At 41.5% G+C, this 20,212-nt stretch carries 32 protein-coding genes; 6 read left to right on the top strand and 26 right to left on the bottom strand.

From position 1 onward, the window contains the following. Positions 1–64: 64 nt before the first annotated feature. On the bottom strand, positions 65–649 hold the full coding sequence (gene rrtA, locus ACXACS_RS10700) for a rhombosortase (protein ID WP_474806433.1): 585 nt from the start codon (positions 647–649) through the stop codon (positions 65–67). A 112-nt stretch (positions 650–761) separates the two neighbouring features. On the opposite strand from rrtA, the gene ACXACS_RS10705 reads away from it, so the two are divergent. Together ACXACS_RS10705 and ggt are read left to right on the top strand one after the other, a co-directional pair. Further along, the gene (locus ACXACS_RS10705; RefSeq protein WP_474806434.1) at positions 762–1,526 is read left to right on the top strand and encodes an enoyl-CoA hydratase; all 765 of its coding nucleotides are present in this window, start codon (positions 762–764) and stop codon (positions 1,524–1,526) included. A 14-nt stretch (positions 1,527–1,540) separates the two neighbouring features. Next, positions 1,541–3,298 carry a gamma-glutamyltransferase gene (gene ggt / locus ACXACS_RS10710; RefSeq protein ID WP_474806436.1) on the top strand — a complete coding sequence of 586 codons (1,758 nt, stop codon included), beginning with the start codon at positions 1,541–1,543 and terminating at the stop codon, positions 3,296–3,298. A gap of 138 nt (positions 3,299–3,436) precedes the next feature. Here ggt and ACXACS_RS10715 read toward each other — a convergent pair whose 3' ends face one another. From ACXACS_RS10715 to ACXACS_RS10805, 19 genes are all read right to left on the bottom strand, one after another. Beyond that, positions 3,437–3,622: a DUF4177 domain-containing protein gene (locus ACXACS_RS10715; RefSeq protein WP_136782720.1), complete on the bottom strand. Its 186-nt coding sequence runs from the start codon at positions 3,620–3,622 to the stop codon at positions 3,437–3,439. Between the two features lie 39 nt (positions 3,623–3,661). Beyond that, positions 3,662–4,453 (bottom strand): PhzF family phenazine biosynthesis protein, encoded by a 792-nt coding sequence (locus ACXACS_RS10720; RefSeq protein ID WP_474806439.1) that lies wholly within the window; start codon positions 4,451–4,453, stop codon positions 3,662–3,664. Further along, positions 4,443–4,820 (bottom strand): DUF3703 domain-containing protein, encoded by a 378-nt coding sequence (locus ACXACS_RS10725; RefSeq protein ID WP_474806441.1) that lies wholly within the window; start codon positions 4,818–4,820, stop codon positions 4,443–4,445. The genes ACXACS_RS10720 and ACXACS_RS10725 overlap by 11 nt, the downstream gene beginning before the upstream one ends. A 14-nt stretch (positions 4,821–4,834) precedes the next feature. After that, a complete protein-coding gene (locus ACXACS_RS10730) occupies positions 4,835–5,203 on the bottom strand; it encodes an MmcQ/YjbR family DNA-binding protein (protein ID WP_474806443.1) in 369 nt (122 codons plus the stop codon). Between the two features lie 444 nt (positions 5,204–5,647). Further along, positions 5,648–5,962, bottom strand: coding sequence for a hypothetical protein (locus ACXACS_RS10735; RefSeq protein ID WP_474806445.1), 315 nt, complete (start codon positions 5,960–5,962; stop codon positions 5,648–5,650). A gap of 110 nt (positions 5,963–6,072) precedes the next feature. Then, positions 6,073–6,387, bottom strand: a complete 315-nt coding sequence (locus ACXACS_RS10740) for a hypothetical protein (protein ID WP_474806447.1) — start codon at positions 6,385–6,387, stop codon at positions 6,073–6,075. A gap of 87 nt (positions 6,388–6,474) precedes the next feature. Next, positions 6,475–6,705, bottom strand: coding sequence for a hypothetical protein (locus ACXACS_RS10745; RefSeq protein WP_474806449.1), 231 nt, complete (start codon positions 6,703–6,705; stop codon positions 6,475–6,477). Positions 6,706–6,940: 235 nt separating this feature from the next. After that, positions 6,941–7,237 (bottom strand): hypothetical protein, encoded by a 297-nt coding sequence (locus tag ACXACS_RS10750; protein WP_474806451.1) that lies wholly within the window; start codon positions 7,235–7,237, stop codon positions 6,941–6,943. Positions 7,238–8,017: 780 nt separating this feature from the next. Beyond that, positions 8,018–8,254: a hypothetical protein gene (locus ACXACS_RS10755; protein ID WP_474806453.1), complete on the bottom strand. Its 237-nt coding sequence runs from the start codon at positions 8,252–8,254 to the stop codon at positions 8,018–8,020. Positions 8,255–8,484: 230 nt separating this feature from the next. Beyond that, a complete protein-coding gene (locus ACXACS_RS10760) occupies positions 8,485–8,934 on the bottom strand; it encodes a hypothetical protein (protein ID WP_474806455.1) in 450 nt (149 codons plus the stop codon). A 3-nt stretch (positions 8,935–8,937) separates the two neighbouring features. Next, positions 8,938–9,354, bottom strand: a complete 417-nt coding sequence (locus tag ACXACS_RS10765) for a hypothetical protein (protein ID WP_474806457.1) — start codon at positions 9,352–9,354, stop codon at positions 8,938–8,940. Positions 9,355–9,381: 27 nt separating this feature from the next. Next, positions 9,382–9,735: a hypothetical protein gene (locus ACXACS_RS10770; RefSeq protein WP_474806459.1), complete on the bottom strand. Its 354-nt coding sequence runs from the start codon at positions 9,733–9,735 to the stop codon at positions 9,382–9,384. 135 nt (positions 9,736–9,870) lie between these two features. Then, entirely contained in the window at positions 9,871–10,236 is a 366-nt protein-coding gene (locus ACXACS_RS10775; protein WP_474806461.1) for a DUF7674 family protein, read from the bottom strand. Positions 10,237–10,346: 110 nt separating this feature from the next. Then, positions 10,347–10,694 carry a DUF6404 family protein gene (locus ACXACS_RS10780; RefSeq protein WP_474806463.1) on the bottom strand — a complete coding sequence of 116 codons (348 nt, stop codon included), beginning with the start codon at positions 10,692–10,694 and terminating at the stop codon, positions 10,347–10,349. Between the two features lie 127 nt (positions 10,695–10,821). Beyond that, positions 10,822–11,178 carry a DUF2750 domain-containing protein gene (locus ACXACS_RS10785; RefSeq protein ID WP_474806465.1) on the bottom strand — a complete coding sequence of 119 codons (357 nt, stop codon included), beginning with the start codon at positions 11,176–11,178 and terminating at the stop codon, positions 10,822–10,824. A 118-nt stretch (positions 11,179–11,296) separates the two neighbouring features. Then, positions 11,297–11,593, bottom strand: a complete 297-nt coding sequence (locus ACXACS_RS10790) for a type II toxin-antitoxin system RelE/ParE family toxin (RefSeq protein WP_474806467.1) — start codon at positions 11,591–11,593, stop codon at positions 11,297–11,299. A 3-nt stretch (positions 11,594–11,596) separates the two neighbouring features. Next, a complete protein-coding gene (locus ACXACS_RS10795) occupies positions 11,597–11,815 on the bottom strand; it encodes an addiction module protein (RefSeq protein WP_163111832.1) in 219 nt (72 codons plus the stop codon). 188 nt (positions 11,816–12,003) lie between these two features. Further along, positions 12,004–12,642: a LysE family translocator gene (locus ACXACS_RS10800; RefSeq protein WP_474806470.1), complete on the bottom strand. Its 639-nt coding sequence runs from the start codon at positions 12,640–12,642 to the stop codon at positions 12,004–12,006. A gap of 134 nt (positions 12,643–12,776) precedes the next feature. Then, positions 12,777–13,076: a hypothetical protein gene (locus ACXACS_RS10805; protein WP_474806472.1), complete on the bottom strand. Its 300-nt coding sequence runs from the start codon at positions 13,074–13,076 to the stop codon at positions 12,777–12,779. 357 nt (positions 13,077–13,433) lie between these two features. Here ACXACS_RS10805 and ACXACS_RS10810 point away from each other — a divergent pair, with 357 nt between their 5' ends. The 3 genes from ACXACS_RS10810 (at position 13,434) to ACXACS_RS10820 (ending at position 15,037) form a co-directional block, all read left to right on the top strand. Next, positions 13,434–14,384 (top strand): IS110 family RNA-guided transposase, encoded by a 951-nt coding sequence (locus ACXACS_RS10810; RefSeq protein ID WP_474806474.1) that lies wholly within the window; start codon positions 13,434–13,436, stop codon positions 14,382–14,384. A 90-nt stretch (positions 14,385–14,474) separates the two neighbouring features. Beyond that, entirely contained in the window at positions 14,475–14,759 is a 285-nt protein-coding gene (locus ACXACS_RS10815) for a type II toxin-antitoxin system TacA family antitoxin (protein WP_013783738.1), read from the top strand. Next, entirely contained in the window at positions 14,756–15,037 is a 282-nt protein-coding gene (locus tag ACXACS_RS10820) for a type II toxin-antitoxin system RelE/ParE family toxin (RefSeq protein ID WP_474806477.1), read from the top strand. Before ACXACS_RS10815 ends, ACXACS_RS10820 begins: the two co-directional genes overlap by 4 nt. 96 nt (positions 15,038–15,133) lie before the next feature. Here the strand turns inward: ACXACS_RS10820 and ACXACS_RS10825 are convergent, their stop codons facing one another. The 6 genes from ACXACS_RS10825 to ACXACS_RS10850 form a co-directional block, all read right to left on the bottom strand. Then, complete coding sequence (locus tag ACXACS_RS10825) at positions 15,134–15,430, bottom strand: hypothetical protein (RefSeq protein ID WP_474806479.1); 297 nt, start codon at positions 15,428–15,430, stop codon at positions 15,134–15,136. A gap of 139 nt (positions 15,431–15,569) precedes the next feature. After that, positions 15,570–15,935, bottom strand: a complete 366-nt coding sequence (locus ACXACS_RS10830; RefSeq protein ID WP_474806481.1) for a hypothetical protein — start codon at positions 15,933–15,935, stop codon at positions 15,570–15,572. 117 nt (positions 15,936–16,052) lie between these two features. Continuing rightward, on the bottom strand, positions 16,053–16,484 hold the full coding sequence (locus tag ACXACS_RS10835) for a hypothetical protein (RefSeq protein ID WP_474806482.1): 432 nt from the start codon (positions 16,482–16,484) through the stop codon (positions 16,053–16,055). 16 nt (positions 16,485–16,500) lie between these two features. After that, positions 16,501–16,749, bottom strand: a complete 249-nt coding sequence (locus ACXACS_RS10840; RefSeq protein ID WP_474806484.1) for a hypothetical protein — start codon at positions 16,747–16,749, stop codon at positions 16,501–16,503. Positions 16,750–17,431: 682 nt separating this feature from the next. Next, positions 17,432–18,418, bottom strand: coding sequence for a hypothetical protein (locus ACXACS_RS10845; RefSeq protein ID WP_474806486.1), 987 nt, complete (start codon positions 18,416–18,418; stop codon positions 17,432–17,434). Positions 18,419–18,524: 106 nt separating this feature from the next. Beyond that, on the bottom strand, positions 18,525–18,833 hold the full coding sequence (locus ACXACS_RS10850) for a hypothetical protein (protein ID WP_474806488.1): 309 nt from the start codon (positions 18,831–18,833) through the stop codon (positions 18,525–18,527). Between the two features lie 427 nt (positions 18,834–19,260). Here ACXACS_RS10850 and ACXACS_RS10855 point away from each other — a divergent pair, with 427 nt between their 5' ends. Next, positions 19,261–20,211 carry an IS110 family RNA-guided transposase gene (locus ACXACS_RS10855; protein WP_474806474.1) on the top strand — a complete coding sequence of 317 codons (951 nt, stop codon included), beginning with the start codon at positions 19,261–19,263 and terminating at the stop codon, positions 20,209–20,211. Position 20,212 lies beyond the last annotated feature (1 nt).

Here is a 20,212-nt window from a genome sequence, read left to right on the forward strand (position 1 = left end):
GCGTATTTTATCTATTTCACGACTCAAGGTGCGCAATGAGAGTGATGCTATATTGCTCGAGTTTCTATTTTCTTTTCGCCGTAATAAACATAAGTAGAAAGATTGCGATACCGGTAAGCGCGCCGAATAAATGCGCATCTACGGCAACTTTTGCGTCAATTAGGTTTGCGACTTGTTCGCTGCTACCGTCTATTTGTTCGTAACCTACTTTTATGGCTAAGCCAATAAGCAACAACCAACCCGACTTCATTTTCTCTTTTATATCAACACAGGCGCCCCATGCGAAAATACCGTGTAACGCACCAGACAAACCTGCGTACCAAATAAGATCGGGTGAAAACAAGTAAAGCCCAACACTAGTCCCCAAGCAGCACCATACGAAAACTTTTAAGTACAACCCTATTCGATAGTGCTCGCCGTGTAGTGCCCACAACAGTGCCAGACCTGCTAAATTTAAAAGTAGGTGGTAGCCATTGGTATGCACGATATTACCGGTGACTATTCGCCAAGTTTCTAAACCTTGAATGGCATACCTGTCGTAAGCCAAATAATTGCCAGACATAGGCTCAAAGAAAAACGCGACAACGGAGCATAGCGCAATAAAAAGGGGACCCGCGCTATACTTAAGCGAAAACGGCAGTGACATCATCAGTGTTAGTTATTTTTGAATTTCGAATTTGCTGGCTATGATACAGAAATTGCCTACTGGGTGAAAACTGAAGTACACCCGAAATAAAAAAGACGACAGTAAAGGAGTGATTATGTCTTACATCATTACCGAAAATAATCAGCAGTGCTTAACCATTACGCTCAACCGGACTGACAAGAAAAATGCGTTAACACGCGATATGTACCAAGAAATGGCGAATGCCATATTAGGTGTTAAGAACGATGGCTCAACGAAAGTGGTGGTGATAAAAGGTGCTGGTGATTGTTTTACCGCAGGTAACGATATTGGCGACTTTGCGCAGCAACAAGATCACGCCCAAGTGCCTGAGACAGCAGCATTTATGCGTGCACTAGCCGCGTGTAACATACCGGTTATTGCGCAAGTTCATGGCTTGGCGGTGGGGATAGGCACAACGCTTTTACTCCACTGCGATTTTGTATACGCAACACCAGATACCCGATTTGTTCTACCGTTCATCAACTTAGGGCTTGTTCCCGAGTATGCATCAAGTTATCTTTTGCCTAAGGTTGCAGGTCATATCAAAGCGGCAGAGTGGTTAATGCTAGGCGAACCTTTTACCTCCACCGACGCTTATCAATTTGGTATTCTGACAAAAATTGTTGACGCACACGAAATAGATCAAACCGTTCAAACTACGGTAGACAAACTCGTTGCCAAGCCATCATTCTCGCTTAGACAGACTAAAGCATTATTGAAAGGTGACGGGGAACGCACGAACCAACAAATGAACGAAGAGTTTGATATATTTTTGGAAGCGTTGGGCACAACCGCAGCCCAAGAAGCGTTTGATGCGTTTCTAAAAAAACGGCCAATTAACCCCGAAAAATTTAAATAAGAGGAAGTATTATTTTGAGACGCAGTGCTTTGTTCAGAGCTTCAGTAGTTACTCTTGCATTATCTAGTTGCTTCATTTTTGGAGCTAACGCTAAACAAGCTCGCGAAGTTGGTGAGCCTGAAGCGGCTACAGGCTACATAGAGAAAAAGGCTTTTGAAGCCAAAGACTATATGGTAGTGGCAGCAAACCCCTATGCGTCATGGGCGGGGAAGAATATTCTAGAAAAAGGCGGCAGTGCGATAGATGCTGCAGTGGCTGTTCAATCAATGCTTTCTCTCGTTGAACCGCAATCATCAGGCATCGGTGGTGGTGCCTTTATCCTTTATTGGGATAATAAGAACAAAGTACTTCACACCTTTGACGGCCGTGAAACCGCGCCCAAAGCCGTCAATTCTCATTGGTTCATTGAAGGTAACAAGCCAATGCGCTGGTTAGATGCCGTAGTTGGTGGTAAGTCAGTAGGCGTGCCCGGTGCAGTAAAAGCATTAGAAATGGCTCAAAGTGAGTTTGGTAAGCTACCTTGGAATACGCTATTCGACGATACAATTAAAACAGCTGAAGATGGTTTTAAAGTATCCCCGCGTTTAGCTAAGCTGGTGGCGTTGGACTATCACCCAGGTCTTAAAACTTTTCCTGCAAGCTCTACTTACTTCTTCCCGGCAGGCCTCCCTTTAAAAGAAGGCACGGTTAAGAAAAACAAAAAGCTCGCCAAGACGTTGAGAGGTATTGCGGAAAAGGGCAGCGACTATTTATTGAAAGGCGAGGTCGCTGAAAAAATAGTAAAAGCGGTAAATAGCGCTGAAATCAACCCAGGTCAGATGACGTTAGAAGATTTAGCAAGCTACGAGCCTATAAAACGCGAACCTGTTTGTGGGCTATATCACGAAAAGCGTATCTGCGGTATGGCACCACCTAGCTCTGGTGGTGTGAACGTTTATCAGATTCTCAAAATGTTAGAAGGTTTTGATCTTAGCCAGTATGCACCGGATTCAGTGGAGTTTGCGAATTTGTACTCGCAGGCAAGTGCGCTTTCATACGCTGATCGTGAGAAGTTTATAGCAGATAGCGATTTTACTAACCTGCCGTTTGCGGCCATGATCAACACTGCCTATCTTGAACGCCGGGCTGAGAATATTGCTGTTGATAAAGAGTGGCGCCGTAAGCGCGCTGGTAACCCGTATGCCGATGCGAATGTTGCACTTGGTACATCAATGGAACTGCCTAACACCTCACACGTCTCTATCGTAGACAAAGAGGGTAATGCAGTATCAATGACCACTAGCATAGAGTTTATGTTTGGTTCTGGAATTATGGTAGAAGGCTTCTTGCTTAACAACCAGCTTACCGACTTTTCATTTTCGCCGACTAAAAACCGTTTTCCTGTACCCAACCGCGTAGAGCCTGGTAAACGCCCTAGAAGCGCGATGAGCCCTACAATGGTCTTTGACAAAGAAGGGAACCTAGAAGTTGTTGTCGGCTCGCCGGGCGGCTCTCGAATTGTAAGCTACGTCGCTCAAACTCTAATTGGAGTTTTAGACTTTGGCTTGGATATTCAGCAGGCCATCAATCTTCCTAAAATCACTAACCGAAACGACTACACGGCGTTAGAGAAGGGCACACCAATAGCTGAGCTTGAAGAGCCACTAAAAGCACTCGGCCATAACGTCAAAGTAGTGGATTTAAACAGCGGTCTTCATGGTATTCAGTTTAAATCAGGTAAATTAATTGGCGGCGCAGATCCTCGCAGAGAAGGCATTGCAGTAGGGCGCTAATATTACATTTGCCTAGTTAAAACTAAATGCAGCAATTCGTTGTTGCGTGAGTGAAAGCGGAAGGTTAGATATCTTCCGCTTTTTTGTTTGTGCTGGGGTAATGTAAATAAAATGGTCTGCTCTTTCGAGTTTCTACTCTTAACTATTCGATTTTTCAAGAAGGAGTAGTACCGAACGAACATGTGCAGAAAAAGACGACACTGGTGTTACTTGAATGACACGCCAGCCCTGATTGTTGTATTTGGTAACTTCTTCGTTAAGGGTGTCTAAATTAAGTTGGCTAGACCAAAAGTTTCGAGTTTTAAATTCAACGACTTTTTGCATTTATTTATAGTTCCTTCTACAGCTTTATTCTTTAAATTGTTAAATAGTAATATAACCTTCAAGGTAAGACACTGCTTGGCCAGAAATAAGCACGCGGTCGCCTGCTACTTCACACTTCACTGTACCACCTCGTTTAGATGCTTGATAAGCCATAAGTTTTGAACGTCCAAACACTTTTGCCCAATAGGGCGCCAGCCCAGTGTGGATTGAACCGGTAACCGGGTCTTCATCACCGCCGTTCGCAGGCCAAAAATAACGCGAAACAAAATCAAATTGCGTACCAGGCGCTGTCACTACCACATCATAAGGCGCAAGTGTTTTAAGCTGCTCGCTGTCTTGAATTACACTTAAAACGTCGTCTTCGTCGGAATAAACAGCAAAATAAGCTTGGTTATTTTTTAGAATGCTTTTGGGCTTGATAGAAAGCCCTTGTAGTAACGCTTCAGGCACATCGTTGACTGGATGGGGCATTCTATTGGGGAAGTCCATTTGAATGAATCCGTCGTCTATCTTAACGACTTTCATCGTACCCACCGATTTAGCGAATAGAGAAATATGCGGTAGTTGGTAATTTTCGCTAAAAATAACAAATGCAGACGCCAGCGTTGCGTGACCACAAAAGTCGATTTCCGTTATGGGGGAGAACCAGCGTATAGCAAATACACCGTTGTCGTCTTCTACCAAAAATGCGGTTTCTGAAAGGTTATTTTCAGCAGCGATTTCTTGCATTTTTTCATCGCTAAGCCATTTACCCGTTATAACTACAGCAGCAGGATTGCCCTTAAACCTTACATTGGTAAATGCATCGACAACGTTAATTCTAATTTTCATTCGAATGCGCTTTTTTTATGATCGTATTTAAGTTTGGTTTGATTGGCATTGCCTTAAATGGGCTAACGTTAGCGCCACCTGTATTTCCATGAGGTACTAGCCCAAAAATAGTTTTCGTTGCTGCGCCAGTTATTCTGAAAAGCTGACCAAAAAACTCGTGCAAATTACCTTGTTTCACTGCCCATAAAAGCATTTGAACGTGTACTTTAACGTGTAGCCTTGTAGAGGCTTGACCAAGAACGTGTGCATTTTCTAAGTGTGAAAAAGCACACTGTTGGCTGTTTTGGTTTTGCTTTTTATGAGCTAGCGCTATTTCAGCTTCTACATATGGGCGAATATTGCGCGTAAAGCCTTTTGCTTTGAACATGGTGTAAGCACCTTTTATTGAGGTTGATTTAAACCAAGCTCTTTTTGCATTTTCTTGGTTAACCCTAACGATACTAGTTTATATGATGCGCTTAAATAATATTCTAACGCTTCATCTTCATCGCTCTCACAATTGTACTGCTGTATCCACTTCATTCCACGACTAGCAAGATAGGGCGCAGGCCTATAGCCAGGCTTTTCTTCCAGAAAATAATAATTTTGCTCAGACGTTTTAAAGGTAAAAGCAGGGTGCCCGTCTTTACCAGTATTCCCTATAGCAAAAACTTTCCCACCTATCTTCCATACATCTGAGTTTCCCCATTGAACAACATGGGTAGTATGGGGTAGCGCTTTGCAAAAGAGATTGAATTCAACGGTTGTCATATCATTCTATTTATTGAAGAAGTTAACTAGCGGTTATTGTGCTTCATAATCCACCTTAACCTCTTGTTAGAAACACCCAATACACTAAACGCGATAAAAGTTCTGCCCAAATGCCAAACCTTGGTGTGAATAAGACAACTGCTTTCCATTTAACTTCTGCACGAGCAACTTATTTCACCATTTACATACCTTTCACTATAATTAGCTGCTGGGCATTGCATTTTTATTTGATTGCACTTAGAGCGGTTACCACTAGAGACTTTATTTCCGGTAATTGTTGAAGAAATCACGTCACCTAGAACCTCCTCAGCAGTCCAGGGCTCAACATCAAGTGCAGTGCACCCAGACAGCAACCCTAATAGTAAAATAGCAGCAAAAACGGTTTGTACTTTTCTCATAATTTGGACTTTTATAAAATCAAGACCTGGACTTGTGTTGTTTGACCTACGACTTAGTGTATTTATATTCAAAAGACACAACCGCTGCACACAATCCGCCGACAATAAAACAAAACAGGGCAGTAGATACTGTACCTGCACTAAAAAGCCACGCTATACTTCTCGCGCCATCCCAATACGCTGAAAAAATTGGGCTATTTGAATCGCCATACATAGTTCTTGGCCCAAGGAATATACTAGAAACCCAAAGTAAAATAGTCAGCAACGAAAAGATATAGCCAAGAACACTCGTGGCTCTTGCAGCGAAAAGTAGGGTAGGAAGGTTATCCGTTTTAATCTTTGAGTGTGGGTAAAACTTCATGAAAATCCTTTTAACAACATCTTAATATTACAACAAAGCAGGCGTTGAGCTTTGTTGCAGCTGCTAAGCCTTAATAGCGGCGCTGAGGAATAAATAATCCCTGTCATCATTTATATTTCGCGGTCATTCGGGCTTTTGAGTGAAGCCTCCCAAGAAACGAGTGCAGCAAGTAGAGCAGACACGATCAATATAACTATAGCAAAAACAAGAGTAATCGCTCCCAATTTGTACGCGTCTGCATGATAAGTTTCTCCTTGGCCTCCAACCGGTATACTTGGAAATGCATAATTATAAATTTCGGAAGCGAAAGCTAAAAGGGCTATACCTATAAAGAAATAACCGACATAAGCTAACAAACGCGCAAAAAATAGAATTATGCCCAAGTTCCTGGGCTTTAAATTAGAGTAAGGTATTAGTTTCATCATAAGTTTCTTCCATTAACTCGCTGTGCGCTATCGCTTTCAGTAAACGACTGAGGCAGTGCGGCACTATTATTAAATTCAGTGAAGCCGTTATTCACGAGTCTGTTTTTGCAAATAATGGATGCTAAGCAGACGAGCAGCGTTGTACATCCAGTTAACGCAGATTCCAAAGATGATAAATACAGGCAGTGAAAACGTTGAGAGTGATAATATATTGGCTTGAGATGCGTTTAGCCCAGCTAGCTCTAACAGCAAGCCAGAAAACAAAACCGAGATTATAAAAATTACTACTTTAAAGAAATTATTGTTAGTAACACCCATTATTACTCTCCTTGCGGGTTAAGCTGCGCAGACAATACTTTTCCGCTTTCAGTTCTTATTAAAAGGAATAGAAGAAAGCCGAAAGCACCAATAGAATTAAGCCAAATAAAATGTAAAAGATTAGTATCCCTTTATTGTATATAGCCATTCACAAAAAAACTGCTTTTCGACAGCCTTCACTTTCTAACAGCGCATAAGGTTCTATTAATAGGTTGCTATGCGTCCATTGCTGCCATTAAAAGAAAATAAAATGTAGCAATATCACTGCTCCCATCAAGAGCATATTCAATAATCTAAACCTTTTAAACTGTCTTATTTTTTCATCGGCTACAGTTGAAAAAAAGCCTGTTTTGAGAGATTCATTTAAATTTGCACTTGTAACAGACCATTGAGATACGCTTAAAGAGTTGCGGGATAATTTTTCCCATTCTTCTGGGTAGGTGAAAGATAAATATTTACACATATTTCTAAATTTTTTTATTTGTAGAAAAATAAGTATAGATATTAAAAATAACGGGATGAAACTTTCCATGTGATTGTAACCTCCTGTGCGCACGACTCTTAAATAAAGGGCGCATATATTAATTCTTTCTTTAATCAAAGCGAAGCACTAGAACCGCCGCTTTTGTGTCCCTTTGATACCGCGAGCGACGTGTTTTAATTGTTATATCGCAGTTTTGCCAGAGATACCAGAAGCTATAGATTGGTTTATTTTGTATTGAAAGTAGATGACGTGAAAAAAGCTGCTAAGAAATGGGTCTAGCCACAAATAATTGCCTTTTGACGCTTTGTTTATCCTGTTGATTCTATTTCTAACTTTGATAATCCATACAATATGGAAAACTGCGGATATTAGATGAAGAACCTTAGCCGTAACTAGTAACGCTGCTGGTGCAGGGAACAGAAAATAGTAAGCGAGTCCTAGTAACGAAAGTATGTGAATCGAAATTGCCGTGGATGTAAATGCCTTTGAAATGTGGCTTTTTATTGTCGAATTCAGTATTTCAGTTAACTGCCACAGGCGATAAACAACGTAAACCCCAAATGAGAAAACGCACAAAGCTAGAACCGTTACTATCGATTTTTCTTCAAACGAACTATTTATTTGTGGCATTTCTTCATCCTTGAATTAATCGTTTAAATATCAGTGTGGTCTGCTGATAGTTTTTCAAGGCTGAGAAAGTTACATAGTTTATTCTTTGTGTTGCACTTCGAAGTTGAATTCGCGACGCGACTTGTAAAATTTTGCTGGCATATAACAACCTAACGCAAGAAAGCAGTAGGTTGATTAGGTTGTTATTCAAAGAGCCAATTAATTCATAGAAAGAAGGCTACGAGGTTTAAGCTCTAAATTACTTTCTAAGCTTTCTATTTTTAAGAGAAGATCTTGATTAGCTTTGCTTGTTTGTTCAATTTGACTCTGAAGCCTGTCTACTTTGCCATGTAGAGTACTATTTGCTTGATTTTGCTGATACAGGATAAAGGACTGCAAGCTTATTACAGATGTAAAAGCAAATGCTGATAAAACTATTTTTGTACGGCTTTTCATAGAACTTCCTTATTTGAATAGAGCTTTTAGGTTACCAATGATTTTCTTATGTTTCACATTTATTCGTATAACTTTCTAATGACGAGGCCACAACGGCTAAACTCTGAAGCAACGCGGAATTGAGCAAAGCTCTAACTGTCCCGTGCCTAGTTGGTTTTATATAAAGCCAACTGTTAGCCGCCCCGAATTTATGCGTATCAGCCTGTGGAAGCAGGCCAGCTTAATTGTTGTTAGGCATGTTCGTCCACAACCTTCAGTTGCGATATGTCCATTACTCTTACATGTGTTTGGTAATAGTACTTACCGGTAGGTTTGCCGTCTGATAAAAATGCAATCTCTACCCGCTGTGCTTCACCATTAACTACTATTGCTTTATTTAAAAAATATTCTTGCGGCGGCATTCCATATTTAGCGGTTAATTGTGCAATTACTTTTGGGTGTAAAGCGACGGTTACTGCTCTCTGATCACGATAGTCTTTTTCAGTATTTAAATAGACATATTGCCCTTGGCTACCAGTTGCGACTATTTGAAGAGTGTATTGTCCAGGTACACCTTTAGGCGCTGAATCTGCAGCAGCCTTTATTATTTCCATTGTGTCTGAGAATGCAGATGTAGTATGCGAGGTTGTGGAAGTGCAACCAGCAAGTAAAAAGATAAACGCTAAAACAACATTTTTCATAATTTATTTCCTTATATTTATGCCACTGCGTCGCTGCCTTTTATTCGCTAATTGCCAGCCGTAGAAACATGCAGGAAGCATGATAATAGAGCTAAATACTGCTTTGGTGTTTAACTCTAAAATACCGAACAACAAAAATACTGACGAGAATAGTCCGAATACGACACACCAAAACTTTAGCGCCAAAGGAGATATTAAACCACCATATTTTTTAGGTTTATGAAAAAGCAGCCTGTATGAAAGCAACGCAAACCATATACCTAGAGAGCTTGAAGCTAAAATACCTATTGCTGCGGCAAAAGAAGCTTCACCTTTAACAAAAATAATTAAAACTAATCCAAAGAAGATAAGTGAGATAGATGTCGTCACGATGCCAACTATAATTTCGCTAAAACGTCCTGTATTCGCTTGATAGTCCACCAATTTTTCCTTGAACGTAACACCTTGTTATAACGATTTTTCAATAGGCTTTGAAATTTCTTGCCCACCAAATATAAAAGCTAACATAAACATTAACTCATCTATTAGCCATAAATTAGCTAATCCCGTTAGAAACAATACGATAATTAAGGCAACACCGGGTATGAAAAATGTGGGAAAACTATTTTTCCTTTGACTTGGGAAAAGAGATAAGTATAAAAAAGCTAAAACAACGCCACAAAAAGCTGATAGCAAGTAAGGCATTAAGTTAATAGGAGTTATCTCGACTTCTGAATAAAAGCCACGCATGAAAAAAAGCGTTAATGCCATTACAACTGACATTATAGTTGTTGATTTTATATTTTTCGGTGTAACAAGCATAGTGATGTTCCTTATCGTGATAGCACTAAGCTAAAGAGCGCTTTTCTTTAGAGTATAATGGCGAAGCCGTCCTGCGTGTTAGCGTCCCAACCCGCGCAGCGGGCGAACTTGATTTTTTGTTAGGTGCGTGCATTTTTAAACGACTACCCTAGGTGGTTTACCATGAGAGTCCAAGTACAATTTTCTGAGATTATCTGGTACGAGAGGCCAGCCACGTTCAATGCCTTCTTTGGTACCTTTCCAGAATAAGTGCTCTGTATAATATATATCTATGTACTCGAGTTCCGCCTTGGTTGCAGTATCTAGTTTCTCGCTCATGTACTGCAACTGTTCTAGTGCTTCTTCTAAGTCGCCTTGGTTTAACAAAATAGTTGTCAAATTTGCGAACTCTTCCATTAGAAATGTAAGCGCCCAACTCTCATGTTTTTCCATAAGAGGAACAACGTCAGGAAACTTAGTGCGGATCTCTTTTAAGAATCGTTTTATTTCTGATTTAGCCATTGATTTCCCAGTAGCTAACGCCGCAATATGGGGCGCATAAAAGCTTGGCTATACTAGCGAAGAATGAGCGCAGCCAAGCTTTTTGCGTCCCATCATTATGGCTTTGTTAGCTACAATTGCTCCCATTTGCTTAAATTGTGCTTTTTTGAGCAGCGCTGATAATAGAACGCCATAAATAAACCAAACAATACGCCCGGACAAATACTTGCTGCAAGTGCAAGCCGTCCTGATATATTTGAAGACTGCCAAGTTGTAAACCACATTAACAACCCCCAAACTATTCCAAACCAGACTGCGGTGATGAGAAAACTCTGTGAAAATGAATAGTACTGCAATGGTTTAATATTAAGCCCTAGCTTTCTAAATAATACCAAAATAGGTGAATTATAGTTTGACTTCTTTATACCGGCTTCATCCATTTCTTTGTGAGCACTTTTTAATTTATCCTGAAAAGACAAATTTTACTCCTTGTAGCTAACTTTCCAATAACGGACGCATACATGCGGGGCATAATGGCGAAGCCGCCCCGCGTGTATGCGTCCCAGCCCGCGCAGCGGGCGAACTTGATTTTTTTGTTAGGAGACATTACCCAAATGCCTCTATTTGCTTAACTAAAAGTGATGCGGGTATGTCGATGCCTGTAAGATTTTTCCCAGAAAGATTTACTCCCACTACTTTCTCATCATCCTGTAGGATAGGTAAGAAGTCCTCCTTAAATTGTGCCCAGCTAACACTTCGTGCTTCTACGTCTCCGAGCAGTTCAGGATTCAGTTTTTTAAGCCTGTCGATTCTAGATTTGGAAGACCATAGGGGCAAAGATACTTTGTTGTCACCAACAACAAACTCTAAGAGTATTTCGTTTGGGAGGCAACCAAACCAAACTATTTGAGTCGCTGCGACTTCTTCGTAAAATTTGTTTGCTTGTGTGACGCCTGCTGACATTTCCTTGTCTCCTAACTTTAAGCTAAGGGGCGCTAGCGTGTGGGCTATAATCCGAACGAAGTGAGTCAGCTCACATGGCAGCGTCCCAGTGACCGGAGGGAGTGGCTTGAGCGTCTTGTTAGCCGCGTTCGTGCCAATACCCTGGTTTTCGGTGGTTGTGCATAATAGCTACCACACTAACTTCCCTGTTTTCGATAATTTTATAAATAATAGAGTATGGGAACCTGCTTAAGACAAAGCGTCGATGAGTTTGCCCCATTTTTGTCCATGCCGATGGCAAAGAGCTAACTGAATCGATGGCTTCCTTGAGTTCTTGAGTAAATTCGTGACCCAACCCCAATGACTGTTCTTGATACCAATCAAACGACTCTTTTATTTCCCTTTTAACCTCTGGGTGAAAGGAAACAGGTAGCATTTTTTAATTAAGATCCTTTTCTATCTCTTCCCAACTAATGCTTTTTACCGCACCAGACTCTAGCTCTGCGCTGCGAGATTCTGCAAGTTTTACCCACTCGGATTCCACATCGCTATCAATCTTGGTATCCATAGCCGTTAAAAGACAGTGGGCAGCAAGTGCTTTCTCTTTAGTACTGAGTTGCTCGATATTTTCAAGCATCACTTTTAATGCATCAGACATAAAATAACTCCCATTGGGTATGATTTGATATTACCACTAAAAAAGAGAAGTGAAAGGCTGGATTTACAAGTAGCGGGTAACGCTAAGCTAACGGGCACAAATACTGCGCGACAATCGCGAAGCGGCGCAGTGTTTGTGTCCCAGTGACCGAAGGGAACGAGTTAAGCGCCTTGTTATGCCAAATGGCTTTAACCTCTTTCGCTCAGGGCTAACTTGATACCTAATGAAATAAACAAAGTTCCTAATGTTCTGTCCAACCATTTACCGATACTAGGGCGAGTATTTAGCAAGTCCTTTAGTCTAGCGCCAATTAAAACAATCGGTATTTCGATAAACGCGGCCACTACGATTATTAGTATGCCATGCAAAAGAAGTTGCGCGCTTTCTGGGCCAGAGCCCACAACAACAAATTGAGGCAAAAATGCGAGGAAAAATATGGCGACCTTGGGGTTTAACACCGACACTAGCAGGCCATGTTTTAAAATTTTGATGTCGCTCATCGCAGGCTCCGATGTTCCTGTAGCCAAGTTGGCTCCTTTAGAAAGCAAAGCCTGAATCCCTAACCAAATGAGATAGAGAGCGCCCACCCACTTTACGGCAGTAAATGCGGTAGCTGACGTAGCTAAAATAGCGGATAGTCCGATAACAGAAAAAATGACATGAATAAATGCACCACTCCAGACACCGAACATGGCAAAAAAACCTGCTCGCTTTCCACTTTTTGCTGTTTGAGCCACGATATAAGCCATATCAGGACCTGGCGAGAGATTTAATACAAGAGCAGAAATAAAAAATGCAGCCCAATGCGCCAAGCTATAATCGAACATTGATATTACTCCTATGTGAATTCCGCATAACTTTTAAATAAGGGGCAAAAATACGTAGGCTACAATACCAAGCGAAGCGCAGGGAGCCTACGTGTTTTTGTCCCTAGCGAGCGCAGCGAGTGTTAATGCGCTTGTTATGTGCGTGCAGAAACAAGCCTTCTGTTTTGCATCATTTTAAATAAAAAGTAGATGGTAATAATAGGACAAATAAACAGCGCTTTGTATGAAAAAGTGACTGGGTATGTATCTGGTAACCAGAGTCCGATAGCAATTGCAAAAAGAATCGAAGCAATGCCTAAACAGCAGAAGATCAAAAGGGAATAGAGTGCAATTTTCAGCAGAGTGGAGGGCATTGGAAAAACTGCTTTTTCAATGAGCTTATACCCTGTAATGAAGAATACAATTGTTACCAGATTTGCAAAAAATAGATCCATCTAAGCTTTCTCTTTAGCACATAACACCCGCATAACGGAAAAAAATACGTAGGCTACAATACAAAGCGAAGCGCAAGGAGCCTACGTGTTTTTGTCCCAAGGAGCGCCAGCGACTGAGTTAATGCGTTTGTATGGATAATTCTTCCTTAAATTTCCCACAACTTTTTCAAAAATGGGTAAAGTGAGGCCCAGACTTTGGCTGCAACCAAAGTTGGCTGCGTGGCAGTTCGATTATGCGATGGCTCCTCAGTTGAGAGACCGTTAACAAACATGAACACCACACAGTGCTCCAAGCAACATACTCGAATAGTCGACTGGGCCCCGAGCTCGCATTTAGCAAACCAGAGTTAGCTTATTATGAATAAATCAGCAGCGCAAAGAATTAACGTTGGCGTAGACACAGGCAAACAATTCTTGGACATCCATGTTCGTCCGTCACATGAATATTTTCAGGTCAGTAACGATAAAACAGGCATATCTGAAGCAATTAAACGGCTGAAAAAAATAAGCCCTGAACGCATTGTGATTGAATCCACCGGCCGTTACGAAGCCGCATTTATTACAGCATGTGCGAAAGCCAATTTACCGTTCAGTATGGTAAACCCGATACATGTAAAACGCTTCGCCGGCGCAATTGGCAGAAAAGCCAAAACAGATAAGCTGGATGCTGAACTTATCGCGCATTACAGTGAGGCCATACAACCTGCTCTATCATCTCTGAAGCCGGAAACAATGCGGCTTATGGCAGATTTGGTGTCACGACGGAACCAGCTTTTAGACATACAGACCAGCGAGAAGAACAGACTTCAAATTATGCCGAAAGCTACTCAGTCTAGTATTAAATCTGTACTCCTGACTATCAAAAAGCAAATAGAAAAAATGGATGATGAACTGGGCAAACTGATAGAAAGTTGTCCAGAGTACAAAGCCAAAAGCGATCTTGTGCAAAGCATGCCGGGAATAGGAAAAGTATCAGCCGCGACGCTGATTAGTTACCTGCCAGAGCTCGGACTGCTCAACAGCAAAGAAATCGCAGCCCTGGTAGGTGTTGCACCGATGAACAAAGAAAGTGGTAGGTACAAAGGCAAGCAGGCTATCCAGGGTGGGCGTAGTCAGGTTCGCACCGTACTGTTCATGGCAATGATGTCAGCGATGCAGTGTAATCCGGTTTTTAAGCGTACTTACAACCGATTAGTCGAGGCAGGCAAACCTAAGAAAGTCGCCATAATTGCCTGCGTCAGGAAGATGATTATCATCCTCAATTCGATGGTAAGAGATGGTGTCGTGTGGGAAGAAAAAGCAGCTTAAAATCAGGGTTGACGCCATAGTCGTTTGTTAGTTGCCGTAAATTCAATAGGTGTGCTAACATTTGTGTGTACATTTCATAAGGAGTTTACCATGGATACCCGTATTCAGTTTAGAGTAGATGAAGAAACTAAACGGCTAGCTCAGATAATGGCCGAAAGCCAAGGACGCACTTTAAGTGACGCTTGTAGAGAGCTTACGGAAGAACTCGCTGAACAGCAACGAAAAATAATTACTCATGATCAGTGGCTTACTGAAGAGGTTAATGCTGCGTTCAGTAAATTAGAGAGTGGGCAAAGCAAGTTTGTCAGTCATGAAGAAGCGAACTTGGACATGGAAGCTCGAAAAATGAAAATTAGGAATAAAGCCAAAAAATGATCTTATGGGAAAAAAGTTCGTTGGACGATCGTGAGGCTATTTTCGAGTTTTTATACGAATTTAACCCATTAGCAGCAGAAAAAACTGATGCAATAATTGAGAAGAAAGTTGAAAACTTGAACCAGCAACCTCGTATGGGAGTGGAGAGAGAGGGTATACCGGGAAGACTGTTAATAATTCCAGAGGTTTCAATGATTGTTTCATATTTCATAAAAGACGACATTATTCACATTCTTCGAGTTTTACACCAAAAGCAAAAATTTCCTGTAGGCAACTAACTTCCAAATATGGGGCGCAGACACGTGTGCAATAATGGCGAAGCCGCGCACGTGTTTGCGTCCCAGCGAGCGTTAGCGAGTGCCATAATTTGTTTGTTATGCACGTGCATGACACAGACCTCCATAGCTTAATGCAATAAACGAAGATGTTGTTGCAATAATTGCGACCAAAAGAACTGGCCTCCATTTGGCTCCAACCGAGTTTAGCCCCTTGGAGCTCAACAGAATGTGAAAAGGACCAAGAATTTCGATATACCAATCAAATTTTTCTTGTTTTCTTTCGTTTGAGAAAACTGCGAAAGCACTGAAAATTGTTAGCAATATCCCTAGGACTGCGATTAAAAAGGCAGCTTGTTCAAAGAAAGTATGACAATTGCTAAATTTAATCGACATTAAAAACATAAATTCCTTTTAAGAAGACTCTGTAGTGCATAACTTTTAAATAAGGGGCGCAGGCATGTGGGGCATAATGGCGAAGCCGCCCCGCGTGTTTGCGTCCCAGCCTGCGCAGCAGGCGAGCTTGATTTTTTTGTTATGTTTTGTTTTTAAAAACAACATACCGAAATATTAAAGCCTGAACCGAAGCAATTACGCCAAGTATCCAAGGGCCGTTAGTAGTGGCACTTACCAGTGTAAATGTTACTGGCAAAACCATGTAAAACAAATAGTTTGTTTTTTTGTACTTACAAGCCAGCCAGTGAACTGGAAACCCGATAATTAACCAGCCTGCTATAGATACCAGTAGGAAAACTCCAATATAGAGCGAAAAAGTTGCTATTAATCCGGGGATTTCGGAACTTTGTAAGTTATCTGCGCCGATAAGAAAGATCGCTGGCAATAGTAAACTAGATGTCAGCAAGCTCCTTACTATTGCCTTATCCCAATCACCTAAGTACACATGTTTCCCTGAAAAACATAACACCCACATAACGGGGCAGTAACGCGTGGGCTAAAATCCGAGCGAAGCGACAGAGCCCACGTGTTACTGTCCCAGCGAAGCGACTTAATGTGTTTGTTATAATTTTCTATTATAGACTTCCTCTGCGCCCTTTGGAGCGGGCAATAGAAGTTTCCCCTCTCTGATACAGAATGTATTTTGTTGTATATCCAGAGGTATTCTTGTGTCTTCAAATTGAAGGACAAAGCAGCCTTCATCATCCGGTGGAGTTATTAGCGAGAAATGAGTTCTTATGGGGTTTCCTCTACTTGGATAAACAGAATATAGGCCGTCAGATATTACTATTTCCTGATTTTTTAATATCTTTGAGAATTTATGAACTTCTTCTTCACTCATTTCTGAATTTTCAAAGCTTTCAATTGTTTCTGCCTTACTGAAAATCCAGTGTCCAATAAATTCATACTCTGTACTCTTGATAGTCTTCCCAATCGTATAGCTGCTATATAAAATTAGGCTAACCGAGATAACTGTAAGAAACGTCCTTTTCATTAAAATCACCCCTAAATTATAACATTAAGCTAAGCGGCGCAGTTGCGTGGGGCATAATGGCGAAGCCGCCCCGCGTAAATGCGTCTGAGCGACCGAAGGGAGCGGTCTTTAGCGCTTTGTTAGAAGCAGAGCCAGTTCCTTTGGTCTTTTTAAAAACTGTTGAAGCCAGCATACGATTGATTGTTAACACAAACAAGCGAAACGACTGTGCAGTAATGTTTTTGATTTGGCAGAAGCAAGCCGCCATTTGAACTGCCAAACGCATTGGCGCTTACTGACTCAAAATAAGAACTTGGTGATAAAGCGCCTAATGCGCAACCTTTGAAGTTAATGCGGCGACATTAAAACTACCAAAAGCCAAAGCGATGCAGGTAAAAACAGGTGAGGGTAGTTGCACTGGGATTTTTATAAAGCCAAACGAAGTTTAGGCTGACGCCTTATAACGCTAAGCTTTGGGGCGCTAGCACGTGGGCTAAAATCCGAGCGAAGCGAGCCAGCCCACGTGTTAGCGTCCCAGCGACCGGAGGGAGTGCCAACAGCGTTTTGTTAGGCGTACAAAGATAAGTACGCAGCTTTGCTGCCACCACTAGCCGATACGACCACTTATTTAAATTATTGAATTTAAGATAAAACAACCTTGTGCGAAATGCCAGATGTTAACGACATTGCTGGATAAAAGAGCTAGTTTAGACAACTTGTAGCGTTGAATGTTGGCGTTTCGATGTTGATGAAAAGCACGTTGCTAAAGTCATTTGAACAACTGACAAAGCTAATCGCAAAGACAACCTAGCGAAACAACCTTGGTGCTGAAATGTCACGGTTGAACCTACTTTTAAATGCTGTAAGTAAATGACGCCTAACTTTTCGATAACGGGCTCAGACATGTGGGGCATAATGGCGAAGCCGCCCCGCGTGTATGCGTCCCAGCGAACGGGTTTATTGACTTGTTAGCTGCCACTACCAACCTTTTTCCATTCAGGGTTAATATTTTGCGAAGTAGCATCGACGAACTGTGTAAGCTTGGCTCCTAAAAATAAATATTCGATAGAATGTGGTTTAAAGTCCAAGTTCCCTTTGAATCCTAATCCACTCTCTTCTATTTTTGAGTAATTATCATAAGGAACACTTCTTAGGTTTTTTAACTCGTAAAATCCATCCTTCCATTCAAACCTAAATCCTTCGAATGCCTCCAATTCTGATGTTCCTAGAATGAGCTTTTTACCATCCTTCGAAGATACGATGGTAATTTGAGGTTCTTTTTTTGTTTTATTTGCGTCGATACCGAATAGAATATATTGGTCTCTATTTTCGTTCCAAACCCGATACATAGCCCCTGATTCATTTGACGATTCAAAATCTAGTCTTTGGACCTTTAAGAACATAGTGAAATAACAATCATCATCGCAATACACCAAAAATGAATTTAGCTCGGCTTTGCCGGCTTGTGTTTCATGTTCGCTTGGATAGAGAGTTTGGGCCCCTACTGTGTGTGCAATTAGGAAAAAAATTAAGATAAACTTTTTCATAGAAACATCCTTGCTGCAAACCTGCTTATGGAAATATGCTCTATTGCAATATGTAAGACAAGCGGTTACTGGAATTGGTAGAAACATAGCAATAGCAAAAAGCCAATCTATATATGCCGCAAAAACAGTTGCAGTAAATGACGCTATACAGCCTAAAGATAGATAAACAATTAATCGATTAGGCGGAGTATCTGTTTTATGCGGATAAAGTGTCAGGTTGTTAAGTGCGAGCATCCCCCAAAAGCCTAAAAGACCAGCTAATACTATTAGGAAGGGGATCAGCGTTGCCATTTTACTCTCGAATAGCTGGTAGAGCCAAACGGGACTAAATATAACCCCAAGGGTTAGTAAAATCGCAGATGGTCCAAAAGATACAATTAAAACAACGAAATAAAGTATGCTTTTCATTCTTGCAGATAACACCTAAATATGGGGCACAAATAGGCAGGCTATAATGGCGAAGCCGCCTGCCTGTTTGTGTCCGAGCCCGCCTGCGGGCGACATTATTTTTTTGTTAGGAGACATAGCTTGATACCTCCTTGTTTTTATAGCCGACTTTGGTTGCTACGAACATAACCATAATTGAAATTAAAGCATCAAAGGCTAAATCAGTAGAAATATAACCACCGCCAGCAAACAACATAAGTACGAAAGTTGATATTAAAAAACTGCAAACATACATCACAAACGCATGCAAATATGGCTTTTTATTTACACCTGTAGCAAACCACCAGAAAACCACAAAGGTTAAAGCGCCACCTACAATATACGACGTAGCCAAGAATGAAAAAGCAGTAGTAGCGATCCCAAAACGACTAAACACTAAAACCAAATCGCCACACTCAATGCGGGCAAAAGAATTGATAAAGGGGTAAACATAAAAATCCTTTTATACTGCAACATTCCCTTGTCTCCTAACGGCCCGCATAACGGGCAAAAATACGTAGGCTATAATACTGAGCGAAGCGAAGGGAGCCTACGTGTTTTTGTCCCAGCGAGCCCGCGAGCGAGTTTATGCGTTTGTATGGATAATTCTTCCTTAAATTTCCCACAACTTTTTCAAAAATGGGTAAAGTGAGGCCCAGACTTTGGCTGCAACCAAAGTTGGCTGCGTGGCAGTTCGATTATGCGATGGCTCCTCAGTTGAGAGACCGTTAACAAACATGAACACCACACAGTGCTCCAAGCAACATACTCGAATAGTCGACTGGGCCCCGAGCTCGCATTTAGCAAACCAGAGTTAGCTTATTATGAATAAATCAGCAGCGCAAAGAATTAACGTTGGCGTAGACACAGGCAAACAATTCTTGGACATCCATGTTCGTCCGTCACATGAATATTTTCAGGTCAGTAACGATAAAACAGGCATATCTGAAGCAATTAAACGGCTGAAAAAAATAAGCCCTGAACGCATTGTGATTGAATCCACCGGCCGTTACGAAGCCGCATTTATTACAGCATGTGCGAAAGCCAATTTACCGTTCAGTATGGTAAACCCGATACATGTAAAACGCTTCGCCGGCGCAATTGGCAGAAAAGCCAAAACAGATAAGCTGGATGCTGAACTTATCGCGCATTACAGTGAGGCCATACAACCTGCTCTATCATCTCTGAAGCCGGAAACAATGCGGCTTATGGCAGATTTGGTGTCACGACGGAACCAGCTTTTAGACATACAGACCAGCGAGAAGAACAGACTTCAAATTATGCCGAAAGCTACTCAGTCTAGTATTAAATCTGTACTCCTGACTATCAAAAAGCAAATAGAAAAAATGGATGATGAACTGGGCAAACTGATAGAAAGTTGTCCAGAGTACAAAGCCAAAAGCGATCTTGTGCAAAGCATGCCGGGAATAGGAAAAGTATCAGCCGCGACGCTGATTAGTTACCTGCCAGAGCTCGGACTGCTCAACAGCAAAGAAATCGCAGCCCTGGTAGGTGTTGCACCGATGAACAAAGAAAGTGGTAGGTACAAAGGCAAGCAGGCTATCCAGGGTGGGCGTAGTCAGGTTCGCACCGTACTGTTCATGGCAATGATGTCAGCGATGCAGTGTAATCCGGTTTTTAAGCGTACTTACAACCGATTAGTCGAGGCAGGCAAACCTAAGAAAGTCGCCATAATTGCCTGCGTCAGGAAGATGATTATCATCCTCAATTCGATGGTAAGAGATGGTGTCGTGTGGGAAGAAAAAGCAGCTTAAA

Source organism: Alteromonas sp. AWM4_230 (assembly GCF_056158305.1).